Origin of the sequence: Actinomycetospora cinnamomea (assembly GCF_003096675.1) — a bacterium.
Lineage (GTDB): Bacteria > Actinomycetota > Actinomycetes > Mycobacteriales > Pseudonocardiaceae > Actinomycetospora > Actinomycetospora cinnamomea.
This window is the reverse complement of the sequence record NZ_QEKW01000025.1, coordinates 22,838-38,985: the sequence shown is the minus strand read 5'-3', so window position 1 is coordinate 38,985 and position 16,148 is coordinate 22,838. Positions and strand designations below refer to the sequence as shown.

General features: G+C 75.6%; 16 protein-coding genes. 7 read left to right on the top strand and 9 right to left on the bottom strand.

From position 1 onward, the window contains the following. Positions 1 to 123: 123 nt before the first annotated feature. The 5 genes from C8D89_RS26495 to C8D89_RS26475 all read right to left on the bottom strand — a co-directional run bounded on the left by C8D89_RS26495 (position 124) and on the right by C8D89_RS26475 (position 5,807). A complete protein-coding gene (locus C8D89_RS26495) occupies positions 124 to 1,086 on the bottom strand; it encodes a phosphatidylinositol mannoside acyltransferase (protein WP_341477338.1) in 963 nt (320 codons plus the stop codon). Positions 1,087 to 1,091: 5 nt separating this feature from the next. Beyond that, positions 1,092 to 1,790 (bottom strand): phosphatidylinositol phosphate synthase, encoded by a 699-nt coding sequence (gene pgsA / locus C8D89_RS26490; RefSeq protein WP_116711139.1) that lies wholly within the window; start codon positions 1,788 to 1,790, stop codon positions 1,092 to 1,094. Beyond that, positions 1,787 to 2,365 (bottom strand): HIT family protein, encoded by a 579-nt coding sequence (locus tag C8D89_RS26485; RefSeq protein ID WP_116711138.1) that lies wholly within the window; start codon positions 2,363 to 2,365, stop codon positions 1,787 to 1,789. The genes pgsA and C8D89_RS26485 overlap by 4 nt, the downstream gene beginning before the upstream one ends. Next, positions 2,365 to 4,458 (bottom strand): threonine--tRNA ligase, encoded by a 2,094-nt coding sequence (gene thrS / locus C8D89_RS26480; protein WP_116711137.1) that lies wholly within the window; start codon positions 4,456 to 4,458, stop codon positions 2,365 to 2,367. The genes C8D89_RS26485 and thrS overlap by 1 nt, the downstream gene beginning before the upstream one ends. Positions 4,459 to 4,547: 89 nt before the next feature. Next, positions 4,548 to 5,807, bottom strand: a complete 1,260-nt coding sequence (locus C8D89_RS26475) for an alpha/beta hydrolase (protein WP_165825958.1) — start codon at positions 5,805 to 5,807, stop codon at positions 4,548 to 4,550. Between the two features lie 128 nt (positions 5,808 to 5,935). On the opposite strand from C8D89_RS26475, the gene C8D89_RS26470 reads away from it, so the two are divergent. Then, entirely contained in the window at positions 5,936 to 7,162 is a 1,227-nt protein-coding gene (locus tag C8D89_RS26470; protein ID WP_133252079.1) for a PucR family transcriptional regulator, read from the top strand. Positions 7,163 to 7,184: 22 nt separating this feature from the next. Here C8D89_RS26470 and C8D89_RS26465 read toward each other — a convergent pair whose 3' ends face one another. From C8D89_RS26465 to C8D89_RS26455, 3 genes are all read right to left on the bottom strand, one after another. Continuing rightward, the gene (locus C8D89_RS26465) at positions 7,185 to 8,354 is read right to left on the bottom strand and encodes a fatty acid desaturase family protein (RefSeq protein ID WP_207787448.1); all 1,170 of its coding nucleotides are present in this window, start codon (positions 8,352 to 8,354) and stop codon (positions 7,185 to 7,187) included. 272 nt (positions 8,355 to 8,626) lie between these two features. Further along, positions 8,627 to 9,796, bottom strand: a complete 1,170-nt coding sequence (locus tag C8D89_RS26460; protein WP_243418396.1) for an iron-containing alcohol dehydrogenase family protein — start codon at positions 9,794 to 9,796, stop codon at positions 8,627 to 8,629. 96 nt (positions 9,797 to 9,892) lie between these two features. Beyond that, positions 9,893 to 10,978 (bottom strand): mandelate racemase/muconate lactonizing enzyme family protein, encoded by a 1,086-nt coding sequence (locus C8D89_RS26455; protein WP_116711133.1) that lies wholly within the window; start codon positions 10,976 to 10,978, stop codon positions 9,893 to 9,895. A 73-nt stretch (positions 10,979 to 11,051) separates the two neighbouring features. On the opposite strand from C8D89_RS26455, the gene C8D89_RS26450 reads away from it, so the two are divergent. Together C8D89_RS26450 and C8D89_RS26445 are read left to right on the top strand one after the other, a co-directional pair. Further along, positions 11,052 to 11,516 (top strand): hypothetical protein, encoded by a 465-nt coding sequence (locus C8D89_RS26450; protein ID WP_133252078.1) that lies wholly within the window; start codon positions 11,052 to 11,054, stop codon positions 11,514 to 11,516. After that, a complete protein-coding gene (locus C8D89_RS26445) occupies positions 11,513 to 12,226 on the top strand; it encodes an IclR family transcriptional regulator (RefSeq protein ID WP_116711131.1) in 714 nt (237 codons plus the stop codon). The genes C8D89_RS26450 and C8D89_RS26445 overlap by 4 nt, the downstream gene beginning before the upstream one ends. A 50-nt stretch (positions 12,227 to 12,276) precedes the next feature. Here the strand turns inward: C8D89_RS26445 and C8D89_RS29585 are convergent, their stop codons facing one another. Further along, complete coding sequence (locus C8D89_RS29585; protein ID WP_165825957.1) at positions 12,277 to 12,432, bottom strand: hypothetical protein; 156 nt, start codon at positions 12,430 to 12,432, stop codon at positions 12,277 to 12,279. 62 nt (positions 12,433 to 12,494) lie between these two features. Here C8D89_RS29585 and C8D89_RS26440 point away from each other — a divergent pair, with 62 nt between their 5' ends. From C8D89_RS26440 to C8D89_RS26425, 4 genes are all read left to right on the top strand, one after another. Next, positions 12,495 to 13,613 (top strand): N-acetylglucosamine-6-phosphate deacetylase, encoded by a 1,119-nt coding sequence (locus tag C8D89_RS26440; protein ID WP_165825956.1) that lies wholly within the window; start codon positions 12,495 to 12,497, stop codon positions 13,611 to 13,613. A gap of 140 nt (positions 13,614 to 13,753) precedes the next feature. Continuing rightward, the gene (locus C8D89_RS26435) at positions 13,754 to 15,097 is read left to right on the top strand and encodes a glycosyltransferase family 2 protein (RefSeq protein ID WP_133252077.1); all 1,344 of its coding nucleotides are present in this window, start codon (positions 13,754 to 13,756) and stop codon (positions 15,095 to 15,097) included. A 25-nt stretch (positions 15,098 to 15,122) separates the two neighbouring features. Continuing rightward, the gene (locus C8D89_RS26430) at positions 15,123 to 15,302 is read left to right on the top strand and encodes a hypothetical protein (protein WP_116711128.1); all 180 of its coding nucleotides are present in this window, start codon (positions 15,123 to 15,125) and stop codon (positions 15,300 to 15,302) included. 6 nt (positions 15,303 to 15,308) lie between these two features. Next, on the top strand, positions 15,309 to 16,130 hold the full coding sequence (locus tag C8D89_RS26425; RefSeq protein ID WP_116711127.1) for a polysaccharide deacetylase family protein: 822 nt from the start codon (positions 15,309 to 15,311) through the stop codon (positions 16,128 to 16,130). The last annotated feature ends 18 nt before the right edge of the window (positions 16,131 to 16,148 follow it).

Sequence of the window (16,148 nt, the reverse complement as noted above, 5' to 3'; positions counted from 1 at the left end):
TCCATGCGGTGTGGACGGGTGCCCAGCGCGCACGAGCGAAGGCGTCCTTCGCTGCTTCCCACGCAGCCGAGGCGTCCCTCGCTCCACCCACACGCCGCGGGAGCGTGCACCCCCGGCGCCCCGTCAGTCCTCGTCGCGCCACACGCGCTGGAGCATGTGCCAGTCGGTGGGGTGCTCGGCGATGTCGGCGGCGAAGTGGTCGGCGAGGCGTTGCGTCGCGGCCGGGACGGCGCTGCGGTCCGCGACGTCGACCGGCGGGTGGATGCGGAAGCCCCACCCTTCCCCCGCCCCGTCGGCACCCCCGTCGCCGTCGTCACCGCCGTCGGTGAACCAGAGGCCCACGGGCAGCAGCGCCGCCCCGGTGGACGCCGCCAGCGCCGCCGGGCCGGGAGGCATCGTGGCCCGCCCGCCGAAGAAGGTCACCGGCACGCCGTGGGCGGACAGGTCGCGGTCGGCCACGAGGCACACGACCCGTCCGGCGCGCAGGGCCCGGACCAGCCCGCGCACCGGGTGCTCGCCGCCGGTCATCGGCAGGATCTCGAAGCCCAGCGACTCGCGGTAGGCCACGAAGCGCTCGTAGAGCGACTCGGGGCGCAGGCGCTCGGCCACCGTGGTGAAGCGCCCCGAGTGCGCGACCAGCCACAGTCCCGCCATGTCCCAGTTGCCGGAGTGGGGCAGCGCGACGACCGCACCCCTGCCGGACGCGAGCGCCGCGTCGAGGTGCTCGCGGCCCTGCACCATCGGGTCGAGGCGGCGGACGAGCGCCTCGTGGTCCATCGCGGGCAGCCGGAACGCCTCGCGCCAGTAGCGGGCGTAGGAACGCAGCCCGGCGGCGGTCAGGGCGTCGAGCTCGGCGTCGTCGGCGTCGGGGCGCACGCGGGCGAGGTTGGCGCGCAGACGCCGCGTCCCCCGCCCGCCGCGGCGCGCGGCGAGGTCGGCACCGCGGGCGAAGGCCCACCGCGCCACCGGTGCGGGCACCTCGCGGACCAGCCGCCAGCCCGCCGCGTAGCCCAGCTCGCCGGCGCGCTCGGCGAGCGACGAACGCGCCCCGGCCGCGGGGGACGGCGGCGTCGACACCGGCGACACGTCGGTCACGCGGGCGTCCCGGGGCCGTCAGCGGGCTCGTCGGCGGGGGCCGGAGCCCCGCCGCCCGGACCCCGGTCGGGCGTGTGCCCGGTGGCGGCGCCGTACTGGTCGCGCGCGCTGCGCCACACGGCCACGACCCGCTGGCCGATCGTGATCACCGAGCCCACGGTCAGCAGCCACAGCGCCACGTCGAGCGCGTAGGGCACGCCCAGACCGGTGAGGCCGCACCCGGCCAGGCCGAGGATCAGCCGCTCCGCGCGCTCGACGATGCCGCCGTCGGCGCGCAGGCCCGCGGCCTCGGCACGGGCCTTGATGTAGGAGATCAGTTGACCGGCGACGAGGCTGGTCAGGGCGAGGCCCGCGAGCAGGGGCCGGTCCACGGTGAACGCCCACCAGGCGATGCCGGCGAACACGGCGCCGTCGACGACGCGGTCGCCGACCGAGTCGAGGACCCCGCCGAACGGGCTCTTCACCCCCCGGGCGCGGGCCATCGCGCCGTCGAGGACGTCGAGCATCGCGAAGCCCCACACCACCAGCGACGCCGCGAACAGGTGGCCGGTGGGGATGAGCAGCAGCGCCGAGGCCGTCGAGGCGACGGTGCCGACGACCGTGACGACGTCGGGGTGCACCCCGCGGCGCACCAGCCACGTCGCCGTCGGCTCGACGCCCTTGCTGATCGCCGCGCGGGCCAGCGCGTTGATCACGGCCCGTCACCGGGCCACGCCGCGGCCAGCCGCGTGCGGGTCTCGGCGAGCAGCTGCGGGATCACCTTGGTCTGCCCGACCACGGTGATGAAGTTGGCGTCGCCGCCCCACCGCGGGACGACGTGCTGGTGCAGGTGGTCGGCGAGCGAACCGCCGGCGACGTGCCCGAGGTTGATCCCGACGTTGAAGCCGTGCGGCGCGGCGACGGCGCGCAGCGCGCGCACCGCCTGCTGGGTCACCGCGACGAGCTCGCCCGACTCCTCGGCGTCGAGCTCGTCGAGGCCCGCGACGTGGCGGTAGGGCACCGCCATGAGGTGGCCGGGGTTGTAGGGGTGCAGGTTGAGCACCGCGTAGACGCGGGCACCGCGGTGCAGCACGAGGCCCTCGTCGTCGTCGAGGGTCGGGATGCGGCACAGGGGGCAGCCGCCGCCCTCGACCTGGCCGGTGCCGGTCTCCCCCGCGATGTAGGCCATCCGGTGCGGCGCCCAGAGCCGGCGGAACCCGTCGGGCGTCCCGGCACCCCACAGCTCGTCGAGATCCGCAGGTCCCTGGTCGCCCGCCACGTCCCCGGCCATCAGGGGGTGAACTTCTCCGCGTCGGGCGAGGCGTTCTCGCGGCGACGCACCCACTCGACCAGCGCCGTGACCGCGTCGTCCACCGGCACACCGTTGCGCTGGGAGCCGTCCCGGAAGCGGAAGGACACCGCGCCCGTCCACGTCGTCCCGTCGCTGCGCTCGCCCGAAGCCTCGGCGTCCTTGCTCCCGGCGAGCATCAGGAACGGCACCTTCTGCAGGGTGTGGTGACGGATCTTCTTCTGCATCCGGTCGTCGGAGTCGTCGACCTCGACCCGCAGACCCTGCGCCCGCAGGCGGTCGGCGACCTCGGCGACGTAGGACGCCTGGTCGGCCGAGACGGGGATGCCGACCACCTGCACCGGCGCGAGCCAGGCCGGGAACGCGCCCGCGTAGTGCTCGGTGAGCACGCCGAAGAAGCGCTCGATGGACCCGAACAGCGCGCGGTGGATCATCACGGGGCGCTGCCGGGACCCGTCGGGCGCGGTGTACTCGAGCTCGAACCGGTCCGGGAGCATGAGGTCGACCTGGATGGTCGACATCTGCCAGGTGCGCCCGATGGCGTCCTTGGCCTGCACCGAGATCTTCGGCGCGTAGAACGCGGCGCCGCCGGCGTCGAGCGCGAGGTCCAGGCCCGCGCCCTCGGCCACCTCGCGCAGGACGTCGGTGGCCTCCTCCCACGCCTCGTCGGAGCCGATCGACTTCTCCGGGTTGCGCGTCGACAGCTCGAGGTAGAAGTCGTCGAGGCCGTAGTCGCGCAGCAGGTCGAGCACGAACTGCAGCAGCGAGGCGATCTCGTCGCGCATCTGGTCGCGCGTGCAGTAGATGTGCGCGTCGTCCTGGGTGAAGCCACGCGCCCGGGTCAGGCCGTGGACCACGCCGGACTTCTCGTACCGGTACACCGTGCCGAACTCGAACAGCCGCAGCGGCAGCTCGCGGTAGGACCGCCCGCGCGACCGGTAGATCAGGTTGTGCATCGGGCAGTTCATCGGCTTGAGGTAGTAGTCGACGCCCGCGCGCTTGAGCGTCCCGTCCTCGGCGCGCTCCTCGTCGAGGTGCATGCGCGGGTACATGCCCTCGGCGTACCAGTCGAGGTGCCCGGACACCGAGAAGAGCTCGCCCTTGCTGGCGTGCGGGGTGGTGACGAACTCGTAGCCGGCCTCGGCGTGGCGCTGACGGCTGTAGTCCTCGAGTTCCTTGCGGATGATCCCGCCCTTGGGGTGGAACACCGGCAGCCCCGAGCCGATCTCCTCCGGGAAGCTGAACAGGTCCAGCTCCGCGCCGAGACGCCGGTGGTCGCGGCGCTCGGCCTCGGCGACCCGCTCCAGGTAGGCGTCCTGGGCCTCCTGGCTCTCCCAGGCCGTGCCGTAGATCCGCTGCAGCTGGGCGTTGCTCTGGTCGCCGCGCCAATAGGCCGCCGACGAGCGCAGCACCTTGAACGCCGGGATGTAGCCGGTGGTCGGGATGTGCGGGCCCCGGCACAGGTCGCCCCACACGCGCTCGCCGGTGTGGGCGTGCACGTTGTCGTAGGCGGTGAGGTCGCCGGAACCGACCTCCATGATCTCGGAGTCGTCCTCGGCGTCGCTGCTGCCCTTGAGGTCGACCAGCTCCAGCTTGAACGGCTCGTCGGCCAGCTCCTCGCGGGCGGCCTCGAGCGAATCGTACTCGCGGCGCACGAACCGCTGCTTCGCCTTGACGATCTTGCGCATCGCCTTCTCGAGGGCCTCGAGGTCCTCGGGCGTGAACGGCCGGTCGACCGCGAAGTCGTAGTAGAAGCCGTCGGTGACGGGCGGGCCGATGCCGAGCTTGGCCTCCGGGAACAGCTGCTGCACCGCCTGGGCGAGCACGTGGGCCGCCGAGTGGCGGATGACCGCACGGCCGTCGTCGGTGTCGGCGGCCACCGGCGCGACGTCGACGTCCTGCGCGGGCGCCCAGGACAGGTCGCGGAGCGCGCCGTCGGGATCCCGGACGACGACCACGGCCTGCGGGCCGGAGGACGGCAGCCCCGCGTCGCGGATCGCCTGCCCCGCGGTGGTGCCCGCCGTCACCCGTACGCTCTCGGCGACGGCGGGGCGGGGCACGGCGGGCGAGGACACGGCGGGCGCTCCTGTCGAAACGACGATGGGTTGCCCCCGAGCCTATCGAGCGCGGACCAGGGCGGGATCCGCCCGGGCCGGGCGCTCCCTCACCGGCCCGGCTCCGCTGCGCTGCGCCGGAGGCCCCCGCCCACGACCGTCTCCAGGAACACCGCGACGGCCCGCACCGCGGCGAGCGTGCGGGCGGTGGGGACGAGGTCGAACCCGTGCTGGGCGTGCGCGAGCTCGGCGTGCACCACGGGCGCCCGCGACACCGCCCGCAGGCGCGCCACGAACGCCCGGCTCTGGGCGGGCACGACGATCGCGTCGCCGGTGCCGTGCAGCACCATGAACGGCGGGGCGCCGGGGTGCACGCGCGCGGCCGGCGACGCGGCGACGTAGGGGTGGGCGTCCGCCACCAGCTCCGTCGGCATCATCGTCTCGGCCAGCAGCTCGTCGAGCGTCCCGCTGCCGTCGTCGCTGGTCAGGTCGTAGATGCCGTAGAAGCAGACCGCGGCGGCCACCGAGGTGTCCGCGTCGGCGAAGCCGGGCTGCCAGGCGCCGGGTGTCAGCGCGGCCAGGGCCGCGAGGTGGGCGCCGGAGGAGCCGCCGGTGATCGCGACGCGGTCGGGGTCGCCGCCGAGGTCGGCGATGTGGGCCCGCGTCCACGCCAGCGCGCGCTTGACGTCGACGATCTGCGCGGGCCAGCGCTCCGCCGGGCCCAGCCGGTAGTCGACGCTGACGCAGACCCAGCCGCGCTCGGTCATGTGCGCCATCAGCGGGTGGGCGTCCGCGGCCTTGCTCCCCGACGACCACGCCCCGCCGTGGATCTGCAGCAGCACCGGGGCACGGGCGTCGTCGGGCAGGTCCGGATGGCGCCAGACGTCGAGGAGGTTGGCGGCGTCCGGCCCGTAGGCGACGTCGCGCACCGTCGCATAGCGGTACCGGCCCAGCACCGCCCGAAGGATGCGGCGCAGCACCCGACCCCGCGCGGGCAGCTCGAGCGGGCCGAGCTCGGCGCGCAGGGCGGCGGCCAGCGCCTCGGCGTCGGCGCGGGCGCCCCGGGCCAGCGTGAGGAGCACCGCAACCCCCACCGCCGTCGCCGCCAGCCCCGTGCGCCCGGCCGGGTTGCGCCATGCCCCGCGGCGGGCGGCGTCCGCAGCGGCCGCGCCCGCGAGCAGGGCGGTCGCCCGCGGGATCTCGGTGGCGGTGGACGACAGCAGGCTGCCGACGACCGCGGCCGGCCACCGCCGGGTCAGCGGCCGCAGCCCGGAGGCGGCGACGAGCACCGACAGGGCCCCGACCGCGAGCGCCGGGCGGGCGCCGGGTGCCCGCAGCGCCGCGAGCAGGGCGCGGTCGGGCCGGGTCACCGCGTCATCATCGACCGGTCCCGACCCGGCCGCCCGCCCGGTCGGGGCACGAGTCGCGTGCGCCACGTGGCCGGGGTCCTCGCGCGAGGATCCTGGCGGTTCACGGCGTTCCTGCGACACTGGGCGTCGTGAGTGACGGGGTGTGCGAGGTGACCGACGCGTCGCGGCGTCACCCGTGGGCCGACGTGCCGGAGGAGGCGCGGGACCGACTGCGGCCCGTGGTGCTGGACGCCGGCGACGAGATCATCGCGACGGTCCGGGCCGAGGTCGCGGAGTACGCGCTGTCGATGGACGGCGAGTTCGGCCGCCGGATCCGCCTGGGCGTCTCGGTGGCGCTCGACCAGTTCCTCGACCTGCTCGGCACCGACGAGGCGCTGCCCGACACGAGGGTGTACTTCGAGCTCGGGCGGGTGGAGCACCGCCACGGCCGCACCATGGACGCGCTGCAGAGCGCGTACCGCATCGGCTCGCGGGTGCTGTGGCGGCGCATCGCGGCCTCCGGCGACGACCACGGCCTCGAGCCCGACGCGATCTTCTGCCTCGCCGAGGCCCTGTTCGCCTACATCGAGCAGCTCGCCGCCGCGTCGGTGTCGGGCTACGCCTACGAGCAGTCGCTGGCCGCCGGCTCGCGCCAGGCCCGCCAGCACGCCCTCGTCGAACGCCTGTGCCGCGCGCCCGGGCCCGAGGCGCCCGAGCTCGAGACGCTGGCCCGCGACGCGGGGTGGCCGGTGCCGAGGTCGGTCGCGGCGCTGGTCATGGCCGAGGAGTCGCTCGGCACCGCGTGCCGGCGCATGCCCCCCGACATCGCGGCGTCCGTGGTCGACCGGGTGGGGGTGGTGTTCGTCCCCGACCCCGACGGGCCCGGGCGCACCGACGCGCTGGCCGACGCCCTGCGCGGCACCAGCGCGGTGCTGGGGCCGACGGTCGCCCCGGAGCAGGTGCCCCGCACCGTCACCCGCGCGCGAGCGGCGTGGTCGCTGCACCTCGACGGCCAGCTCCCGGGCGAGGGCCTCGTCCGCAGCGAGGACCACCTGCTCACCCTGCTGCTGCACGCCGACGTCACGCTCACCGCGGACCTCGTGGCGCAGCGCCTCGAGCCCCTGCGGCGCATGACGGCCGCGGCCCGGGACCGGGCGGTGACGACGCTGACCGCGTGGCTCGACGCCCACGGCGACGTGGCCGAGGCGGCCACCCGCCTGCACGTGCACCCGCAGACCGTGCGCTACCGCCTCGCGCGGCTCAAGGAGGCGTTCGCGGGCGTGCTCGACGACCCCGTCGGGCGCCTCGAGGTCGCGCTGGCGCTGCGCGCCGGCAGCGCCGGCGGCGCGGGCGGCTCAGCCCTCGCCGAGGGCTGACCGACCGCGCTGCCGCCCGGACTCACGCCGCGGCGGGCGTCCGGGTCAGGCCGTCGCGCACCCGGCGCAACGCGGTCGCGGCGAAGCGACCGGCGGGCAGGGCGCGCCGGCGGCGCTTCTCCACCGGCGTGTGGCCACCGGGGAACGACAGGCGGGCGATCTTCGCGAGCACGCCGCCGTACTGCTTCCACATCGGGCCCGCGTGGTAGGGCAGCCCGTAGCGCCGGCACAGGTCGCGGATCTCGGGGGCGATCGTGCGGTAGCGCCGCGAGGGCATGTCCGGGAAGAGGTGGTGCTCGATCTGGTGCGAGAGGTTCCCGGTCATGATGTGCAGCAGCACCGAGCCCTCGATGTTGGCCGAGCCCAGCATCTGACGGACGTACCACTCGGCCTGGCTCTCGTTCTCCAGCCGCTCCTCGGAGAAGGTCTCGACCTCGACCGGGAAGTGCCCGCAGAAGATCACGGCGTGGGACCAGACGTTGCGGATGACGTTGGCCAGCAGACCGCCGACGGCCGCGGGGACGAAGGAGGGGCCGGACAGCGCGGGGAACACCACGAAGTCCTTGAGCGCCTGCTTGCCGGCCTTGCGGCCCATCTTCTTGAGCTCGGGGAGCTTGTCCTTCCAGGTGGCCTCGCCGCGCTGGATCTGGTCCAGCTCCAGGTCGAAGGCCGCGATGCCCCACTCGAAGATCATCGCCAGGCCCGCGTTGGTGAGCGTCTGGAAGAGATAGGCCGGGTGCCAGGGCTGGTCCGGGTCGACCCGCAGCACGTTGTAGCCGATGTCGCGGTCCTTGCCGCGCACGTTCGTGTACGTGTGGTGCAGGTAGTTGTGGGTCTGCTGCCAGCTCGCGGCGGTGGAGACGAAGTCCCACTCCCAGTTCGTGGAGTGGATCTCCGGGTCGCGCATCCAGTCCCACTGCCCGTGCAGGACGTTGTGACCGATCTCCATGTTCTCGAGGATCTTGGCCAGGGCCAGCGACGCGGTGCCGGCGAGGAACGCCGGCGGGAACAGCGCGCCGAGCAGCAGGACGCGTCCCGCCACCTCGAGGCCACGCTGCGTGCGGATGACACGACGGATGTAGGCGGCGTCCTCGTCACCGAGCGACGACATGACGCGCTCGCGGATCGCCTGCAGCTCCACACCGAGCCGCTCGATGTCCTCGGCGCTCAGGTGCTCGGTCGACGGCGTGATGTGCGCGGTGCTGGCGCCCGGGCGGCCGGGGCCGGTCGGGGTCTTGGCGTCGTTGATGCGGGTGATGTGCTCGGGGATGGTCTCGAGAACCGTCATGGGGCCTCCTGCGGAGTCCGGGGGGAGCGGGGCGAGCGCCCGTCGGGCCCGCTGCTGATCACCCTCCCGACGGTAGGCACCGCACGGACGGGCGGGCTACGCGCACAGCGAGGACTCCGTGGCCGGATGTGTTGCATGGCCTCAAGATGTGGCCCGTACTCCACGTGGGCCCCCGGTCAGCAGCGCGTGAGCAGCGCCACGACCTCGGCGACCGACCCCGGGTGCCGCGGGGCGTTGCGCGTCACGGGATCGGCCAGCGCCGTGCGGGCGAGCGCCTCGTGCCCGTCCGGCCCCACCCCGAGGTCGGCCACCGTGACCCGCGTGCCGACCTGCTCGAGCAGCGCGCCGAGGGCGTCGGGCAGCGCGGCCGCACCCGGCAGCCCCGCGGCCTCGGCGGCCCGGCCCCAACCCGCCGGATCGGCGTCCAGTGACCAGCCGACGACCTCGGGCAGCACGGCGGCCAGTGCCAGCCCGTGCACGGCCCCCGCGTGCAGGCTCAGGGCGTGCGCGAGCCCGTGCACGAGGCCCAGCCCGCTGCGCGTGAGCGCCTGCCCCGCCAGGTGCGCGGCGACCAGCATCTCGGCGCGCGCCCGGGCATCGCGGCCGTCCGCCACCGCCGTCGGCAACCACACCCACGCCCGGCGTACGGCCTCGGCGGCGAAGGCCTCCGACATCGGGTCCCGGCCCCGCGACGCCAGCGACTCCAGGCCGTGGACCAGCGCGTCGACGCCGGTGGCCGCGGTCGGGCGGGCCGGCAGACCGTGGGTCAGCTCGGGGTCGAGCACCGCGACACGGGGGACGACGCTGGCGTCACCGCAGTACACCTTCTGCCGGGTGGCGAGGTCCTCCAGCACCCCGAACCCGTTGGTCTCCGCGCCCGTGCCCGCCGTGGTGGGCACCGCCACCACCGGCAGGCCGGGGGCGGGCGCGGCGCCGCTGCCGTCGGCCCGGGCGCCCGGCGTGGGCGCGAGCAGCGCGATGCCCTTGGCCGCGTCCAGGCTCGATCCGCCGCCCAGGGCGAGCACGGCGTCGCTGCCCAGCGCGCGGGCGTGCTCGGCGCCCCGCTCGACGACCTCGACCGAGGGGTTGCCGGTGACGTCGTCGTCGACCTCCACGGCCAGGCCGGCGGCCCGCACCGGCGCGAGCGCCGCGTCGACCACCCCGGCGGCCCGCAGCCCCCGGTCGGTGACGACCAGGACCCGCCGCGCGCCCGCCCCGGCGAGGTGGCCGGGGATGCGGGCCACCGCGCCGGGCCCGAAGTCCACCACCGGCCCGGGGCCGGAGAGGAACGTGCCGGCGGCGACGCCGGCGCAGCACGCCGCGGTGTCGGGGGTGGAGCCGCTCACGGGCCTCTCCTCGCTCGGGTGCGGGTCGGTCTCGGATGGTGGACGGTCCCGGCTCCGCGGGGGGTCGGAGCCGGGATCGTCGTGCGCGGGCCCGCGTCAGGCCAGCACGGCGCCCAGCCCCGGGGCGTCGGGCACGACGAGCATGCCGTCGGGGTCGGGACGCAGGGGTTCGGCAAGCAGGAAGTCGCGCCGCTCGGGGGTCCAGCCACCCGCCGGGTCGTCCGGGAACTCGAGGTACGGCCCGGCGCCGACGCCCGCGGCGACGTGGAGGTTCGCGAGCAGGCCGAGCCCGTTGGTCCAGGTGTGCGGGGTGAAGCGGCGGTGGCGCGCCCGGAGGGTCTCGGCGAGCTGGCGGGCCCGGGTCATGCCCAGCGCGAGCACCACGTCGGCCTGGTAGACGTCCAGCGCGTCGGCCTCGACCAGCGCGAGGGTCTGCGGCAGCGAGTCGAGCATCTCCCCCGCCGCGATCCGCAGGCCGGGGTTGTCGGCGCGCAGCATCCGGTGGCCCGCGGCGTCGGCGTAGGGCAGCGGCTCCTCGACCCACGCGACGTCGTACTCGGCGAGCCGCCGCACGATGCGGCGCACCTGCGCGAGCTCGAGGGGCTCGGTGACGTCGCCGGGCATCCGCCAGGCCTGGTTGAGGTCGACCATGACGTCGAGGCGGTCGCCGACGGCACCGCGCACCGCGGCGACGGCGGCGACGCCCTGCTCCAGCCGGCGGGGATGCGCGCGGATCTTGACCGCGCGGACGCCCTCCTCCAGCAGCCGGTGGGCGTCCTCCGCACGCCGGCCCGGGGGCTGCTCGGAGCACCAGGACGCGTACACCGGCAGCCGGTCGGTGACGCCGCCGAAGAGCGTGGCGACCGGCAGGCCGGCGACCTGGCCGACGACGTCCCACAGCGCGGCCTCCAGCGGCCAGAAGCGCCCGGCGTGGAAGCCGATCGACTCGATGCGTCGGACCTGGAGCTCGACGGCCAGCGGGTCGGTGCCACGGAAGAGCTCGCGGAAGGCCTCGAACCCGGCCATCGTGTCGCCGGAGCCGACACCGACGACGCCCTCGTCGGTCTCGACGCGCACGATCGTCGCGGCGAAGCGGGTGCGCGGCTCGGGGTCCCACGCGGCATGGCAGGGCGGGTCGAGCACGGTCTCGCGGTGCTCGAGACGGATGTCGGTGATCTTCACGGGCTCGCCGGGGGTCGGGGTCGGGCCGGGGTCAGTCAAGGGTCCCGGGCGCCGGTCGGCAAGAATCCGTGCGGTGAGCGCAGATCCGCTGGTCAGTGCCACCCTGCTCGGCGTCCATACGGCGTCGGTGTGGTTCTGCGTGGGCCTGGTCTGGGTGATCCAGCTGCTCGTCTACCCCGGCTTCGCGGCGATGGTCGGTCCGGGGTGGGAGGCGGTCCACGAGCGTCACACCCGGCTGATGGGGCTGCTGATCACGGGACCGTGGGCGCTGCAGGGGCTGACGTGCGCGGTGCTGCTGGCGTGGCGGCCGCCGGGGGTGCCGCTGGCCCTCGCGCTCGCGGCAGGCGTCTGCGGGGCGGTCACGGTGGCGGTGACCGTGGCGATCTCGGTGCCGTGCCACCGGCGGCTGGCCCGCGGCTTCGACCCGGCGGTCCACGCGCGGCTCGTGCGCACGAACTGGTGGCGGACCGCGGCGTGGACGGCGGGGGGCGTGGTGGCCCTGGCGATGGTGCTGGTGGCGGCGGGAGTCTCCCCGTGAGCGGGGCCCGGTCGGCGGGGCTGCAGCGCGACACCGACCTGCTCGAGGCGCTGGCGTCGCCGGAGGCCCGGCCGGCGGGGCTCGGGGTGGTCCGGCTGGCCGCGCTGACCGGGCGCGGCGCGAGCCAGGTGTCGCGGGCGCTGGCCGCGCTGGAGGACGAGGGCCTCGTCGAGCGCGACCCGGCGAGCCGACGCTACGCGCTGGGCTGGCGGCTCTACGCCCTGGCGGTGCGCACCACCGAGGCCCACCTGGTCGGCGTGGGCGGGCCCGCGCTCATCGCCCTCGCGGCGCGGACCGGGGAGACCGCACACCTCTGCCGCCTGCACGGCCTCCGCGTCGCCACGGTGCTCACCGCCGAGCCCGGCGGGCGCGCGCGCCTGCGCTTCGACCTCGACGACATCCCCGCCGCGACCACCTCCACCGGACGGGTCCTGCTGTGCGAGCGCGACGCCGCGGCGGTCCGCGCCGCCGGCGCCGACCCGGACGTGCTGGCGGGGGTCCGCTCAGCCGGGCACGCGGTGGTCGACGGCGAGTTCGACCCGGACCTGGCGGGCGCCGCGGCCCCGGTGCGCGGCTCCCACGGAGGGATCGTCGCCGCGCTGACCGTCTCGGGGCCCGCCCACCGGCTGCGTCCCCACCTCGCCGGCCACGCGGCGGCCACCGCCGCCGCGGCCACCGACCTGTCCTCGCGCCTGGGCCGCCCCGTGTGAGCGGAGCTCGCGGCTGCAGCCCTGAACCTCGCTCACGTGGCGGGAGGCGGTCAGGCGCGGACCCGGCAGCGCGGCACGCCGTGACCGGCCGGACCTCGATCACCTCGGGCGTCCACGTCGGGACGGGTGCGGGCCCCGTCGGCGGGACGGCCGTCGTCGGCGTGCCCGGGCGAGACGACGAACTCCACGATCTCGATCCTGATCACCCCGTCGAGGGTGGGCACCGTCTCGCCAGGTGACGGGCCGGAGATCACGCCACACTGCCCCCGTGCGGCTGGGCGTGTCCGGGGCGGTGGTCGGCGGGGCGTGGTGCCCCGGCGACGTGACCGTCGACGACGGCACGGTCACCGCCGTCGGCCTCCCGCCCGCGCGCGGCGACGTGATCGCCGTCCCCGGGCTCGTCGATCTGCTGTGCCACGGCTACGCCGGGGTCGACCTGGCGAGCGCCGCGGTCGAGGAGGTCGCGACGCTGCGCACCGCCCTCGCCCGCGACGGCACCACCGCCCTGTGCCCTTCGCTGCTCACCGACGACCCGGACCGCACGGTCGCGGCCCTCGGCCGGCTGGACGAAGCACGCGCCCACCCGGACAGCGCGGGCCACGAGCCCGGCAGCCACCTGCTCGGCGCCCACCTCGAGGGGCCGTTCCTCGCACCCACCCGCCTCGGCACCCATCCGCCCGAGCACCGCCGCGACCCCGACCCGACGCTGCTCGCCCGCCTGCTGGACGCCGGCCGGGTCGACCTCGTGACCCTGGCACCAGAACTGCCCGGCGCGGGGGCGCTGGTCGACCTGCTGCACGCGCGGGGCATCGTGGTCTCCGCCGGCCACAGCGACGCCGGGGCGGCCGCGGCGCAGGCCGCGGTCGACCGGGGCGTCACGGTCGTCACCCACGTGTTCAACGCCATGAGCGGGCTCGACCACCGCGCGCCGGGGCTCGCCGCGGTCGCCCTCACCCGGTCCGAGGTGGTCGTGACGGTGATCGGCGACGGCCACCACGTCGCGCCCGAGATGCTGCGTCTCGTCGCCGCGGCCGCGCCCGGCCGGTGGGCCCTGGTCACCGACGCCACCGCGGCCGCCGGGATGCCCGACGGCCCGCACCGCCTCGCCGGGGTACCGGTGACCCTGGCCGACGGGGTGGTGCGCAACACCTCGGGGGGCCTCGCGGGGGCCGCCGGACCGCTGGTGCGCGGGGTGCGCACGGCCGTCGCCGCCGGGGTCGGGCTGGTCGAGGCCGTCGGCGCCGCGACCAGCGTGCCGGCGCGGGTGCTGGGACGTCCGGACCTCGGGCGCCTCGTGCCCGGGGCGGCCGCGGACGTCGTCCTCCTGGACGCCGGGCTGGCCGTCTCCCGGGTGGTCGTCGGGGGCCGGACGGTGGGGGTCGAGTAACGCTCCGACGTCGCTCACCACACCCGGATTCTCACGATGGTGTAACGAATCAGCCGCTGTGTACGGTATGCCGCGTGAGCCTCCATCCGTTCGGGTGAGCGGCTCGCCGGATCGGGGCGCGCGACGCGAATGAGGTGACGTTGACGAGCAGGCAGGCCGTGCGGGACGGGCAGGCACCTCGGACCCCCGAGCCGCGCACCCCTCACCGCACCCCGCAGCAGCGCACGCGCACCCGGATCATCTCCCCGACCGCGCGCCCGGCCCGTCGTTCGCAGGACGCCGACGCGCCCACCATCGCCCTGCGCACCGCGATCGCACCCTCCGCGACTCCGGAGCCCCCTCGGGGGCCCCGCCGCGAGACCCGTCGGGAGCCCCGCCGCGCGCCGCGACGGGAGAAGGGGCGCGCCCCCGGTCGCACCGCCGCCGCGGCCGTCACCACCGTGACCGTGCTCGTGCCCGCGCACGACGAGGAGGACGGGATCGCGGCGACGATCGAGGGCCTGCTGGCGCAGGAGTCCCCGGAGTGGCTGCGGATCGCCGGGATCGTCGTCATCGCGAACAACTGCTCCGACCGCACGGCCGAGATCGCGCGCCGGTACCCCGTCACGGTCCTGGAGATGGAGCGCAACCCGGACAAGAAGGCGGGCGCGCTCAACCACGGCTGGCAGCAGGCGTGCCGCGGCACCGAGGACGCCGACCTCGTGCTGACCATGGACGCCGACACGGTGCTGGAGACCGACACGGTCGCGGCGATGGCGGCGGAACTGCGCGGCAACGCCGTCCTCGGCGCGGTGTGCGCGCGCTACTGGGCGACGCCGGGGCGCGGGCTGGTGTGGCGGCTGCAGCGCCTGGAGTACTCGCGCTACGACGACCTGCGGGACCTGCGCGGGTGGCGCGTCTCGGTCGCCAGCGGGGCGGCCGCGATGTACCGGGGCGCGGCGCTGGAGCAGGTGGCCACCGTCCGCGAGGCCGGCGTGCCCTGGGACGGCGCCTCGCTGATCGAGGACTACGCGCTCACCCTCGAGCTCAAGGCCCGGGGCTGGCGGGTCGCGGCCGCGCGGAACGCACACGTCCACACCACCCCGCCGGCCACGTTCCGCGCCCTGTGGCAGCAGCGGCTGCGCTGGGGCCGCGGGGGCATGGACGAGTGCCTCAAGCGGGGCTGGTCACCCGCGACGCGCACCGACTGCCTGTCCTACGTGCTCTTCGCGTTCAGCGTGTTCTTCCGCGTGCTGTTCATCGCGATGCTCACGCTGATGATCGTCTACGGCGTGCCGTTCCGGTACGCGTTGATCGGGCTCATCCCGCTCGGGGTGATGTGGCTGGAGCGGGTGACGTCGATGTGGCGGCTGCCCGACCGGGGGTGGCGCGACGTCGCGCTGGTCGCGGTCCTGGTGGTCGAGGACTTCTACGGCTTCTTCCTGGAGCTGTGTGCGGTGGTGGCGTCCTGGCGGTGTCTCAACGCCCGCCGTCAGGCCTGGTGACGAGGAGAGGGGACGGAGCGCAGGGATGTACGGCGAGCACTCGATGTACCTCACGAGCGTGGTCGGCGGCGGGAGCACCGGCCTCGCCCTGGCCGCGACCACCGGGATCAGCGCCATGGCGGCGGTGCTGATGGCGGTGACGGTGCTGTTCACGCTCATGCTGGTCGTGCGGATCGTGCGCCGCGGCGCCCGTCTGCGCCGCTGAGGCCGCGTGTCCTTCGACGACCGGCGTCGCAACGTCCGCTCGCTGCTGTTCTTCCTGACCGCCCTGCTGGCCACCGTCGTGGTGTCGTTCGCCGGCTCGTTCGCCGGGGCCGCCGACCAGTCCGAAGCGCCCCTCGGTCCGCGCTACACCCCGACGGCGGCCGACCGCGCCCTGCCGCCCGGCCCCGGGAGCGGCCCGCAGATCGCGCTGACCTTCGACGACGGACCGTCGCCGCAGCTCACGCCCTACATCCTCGACGTGCTGGCGGCGAAGAAGGTGCCCGCCACCTTCTTCCTGCAGGGCAGCAACGCCGCGGCGAACCCCGACCTCGTGCGCCGGGCGCAGGCGGAGGGGCACGTCATCGGCAACCACTCGTGGAGCCACCCCTGGTTCCCGGACCTGACGCCCCAGGAGGCCGAGGTCGAGATCGAGCGCACGAACCGGCTGCTCACCGAGCTGACCGGCGCGCGGCCGACGCTCTACCGCTACCCGTTCGGCCAGGCCTCCCCCGGCGGCGACGCGGCGCTCGCCCGCCTGGGGCTCTCCCAGAACGTCCACTGGAAATGGACGTCGAACCGGCGCGGCGACTTCGAGTGCCCGGGCGCCGACGCCCTGGTCGACTACCTGCTCACCGAGGCCGAGGACCAGGCCATGATCCTGCTCCACGACGCGGGCGACACGATCGGCTGTCCGCCCGGGCAGCTCGAGTACCTGCCCCGCGCGATCGACGCGCTGCGCGCCCGCGGCTTCACCTTCGGCGTCGTCGAACGCTCCCCGACGCCCTCCCCGGTCAACGGGGGGACCCTCGCGGCGGTGGTGCCGCGGTGAGGGACGAGGTGAGGGACG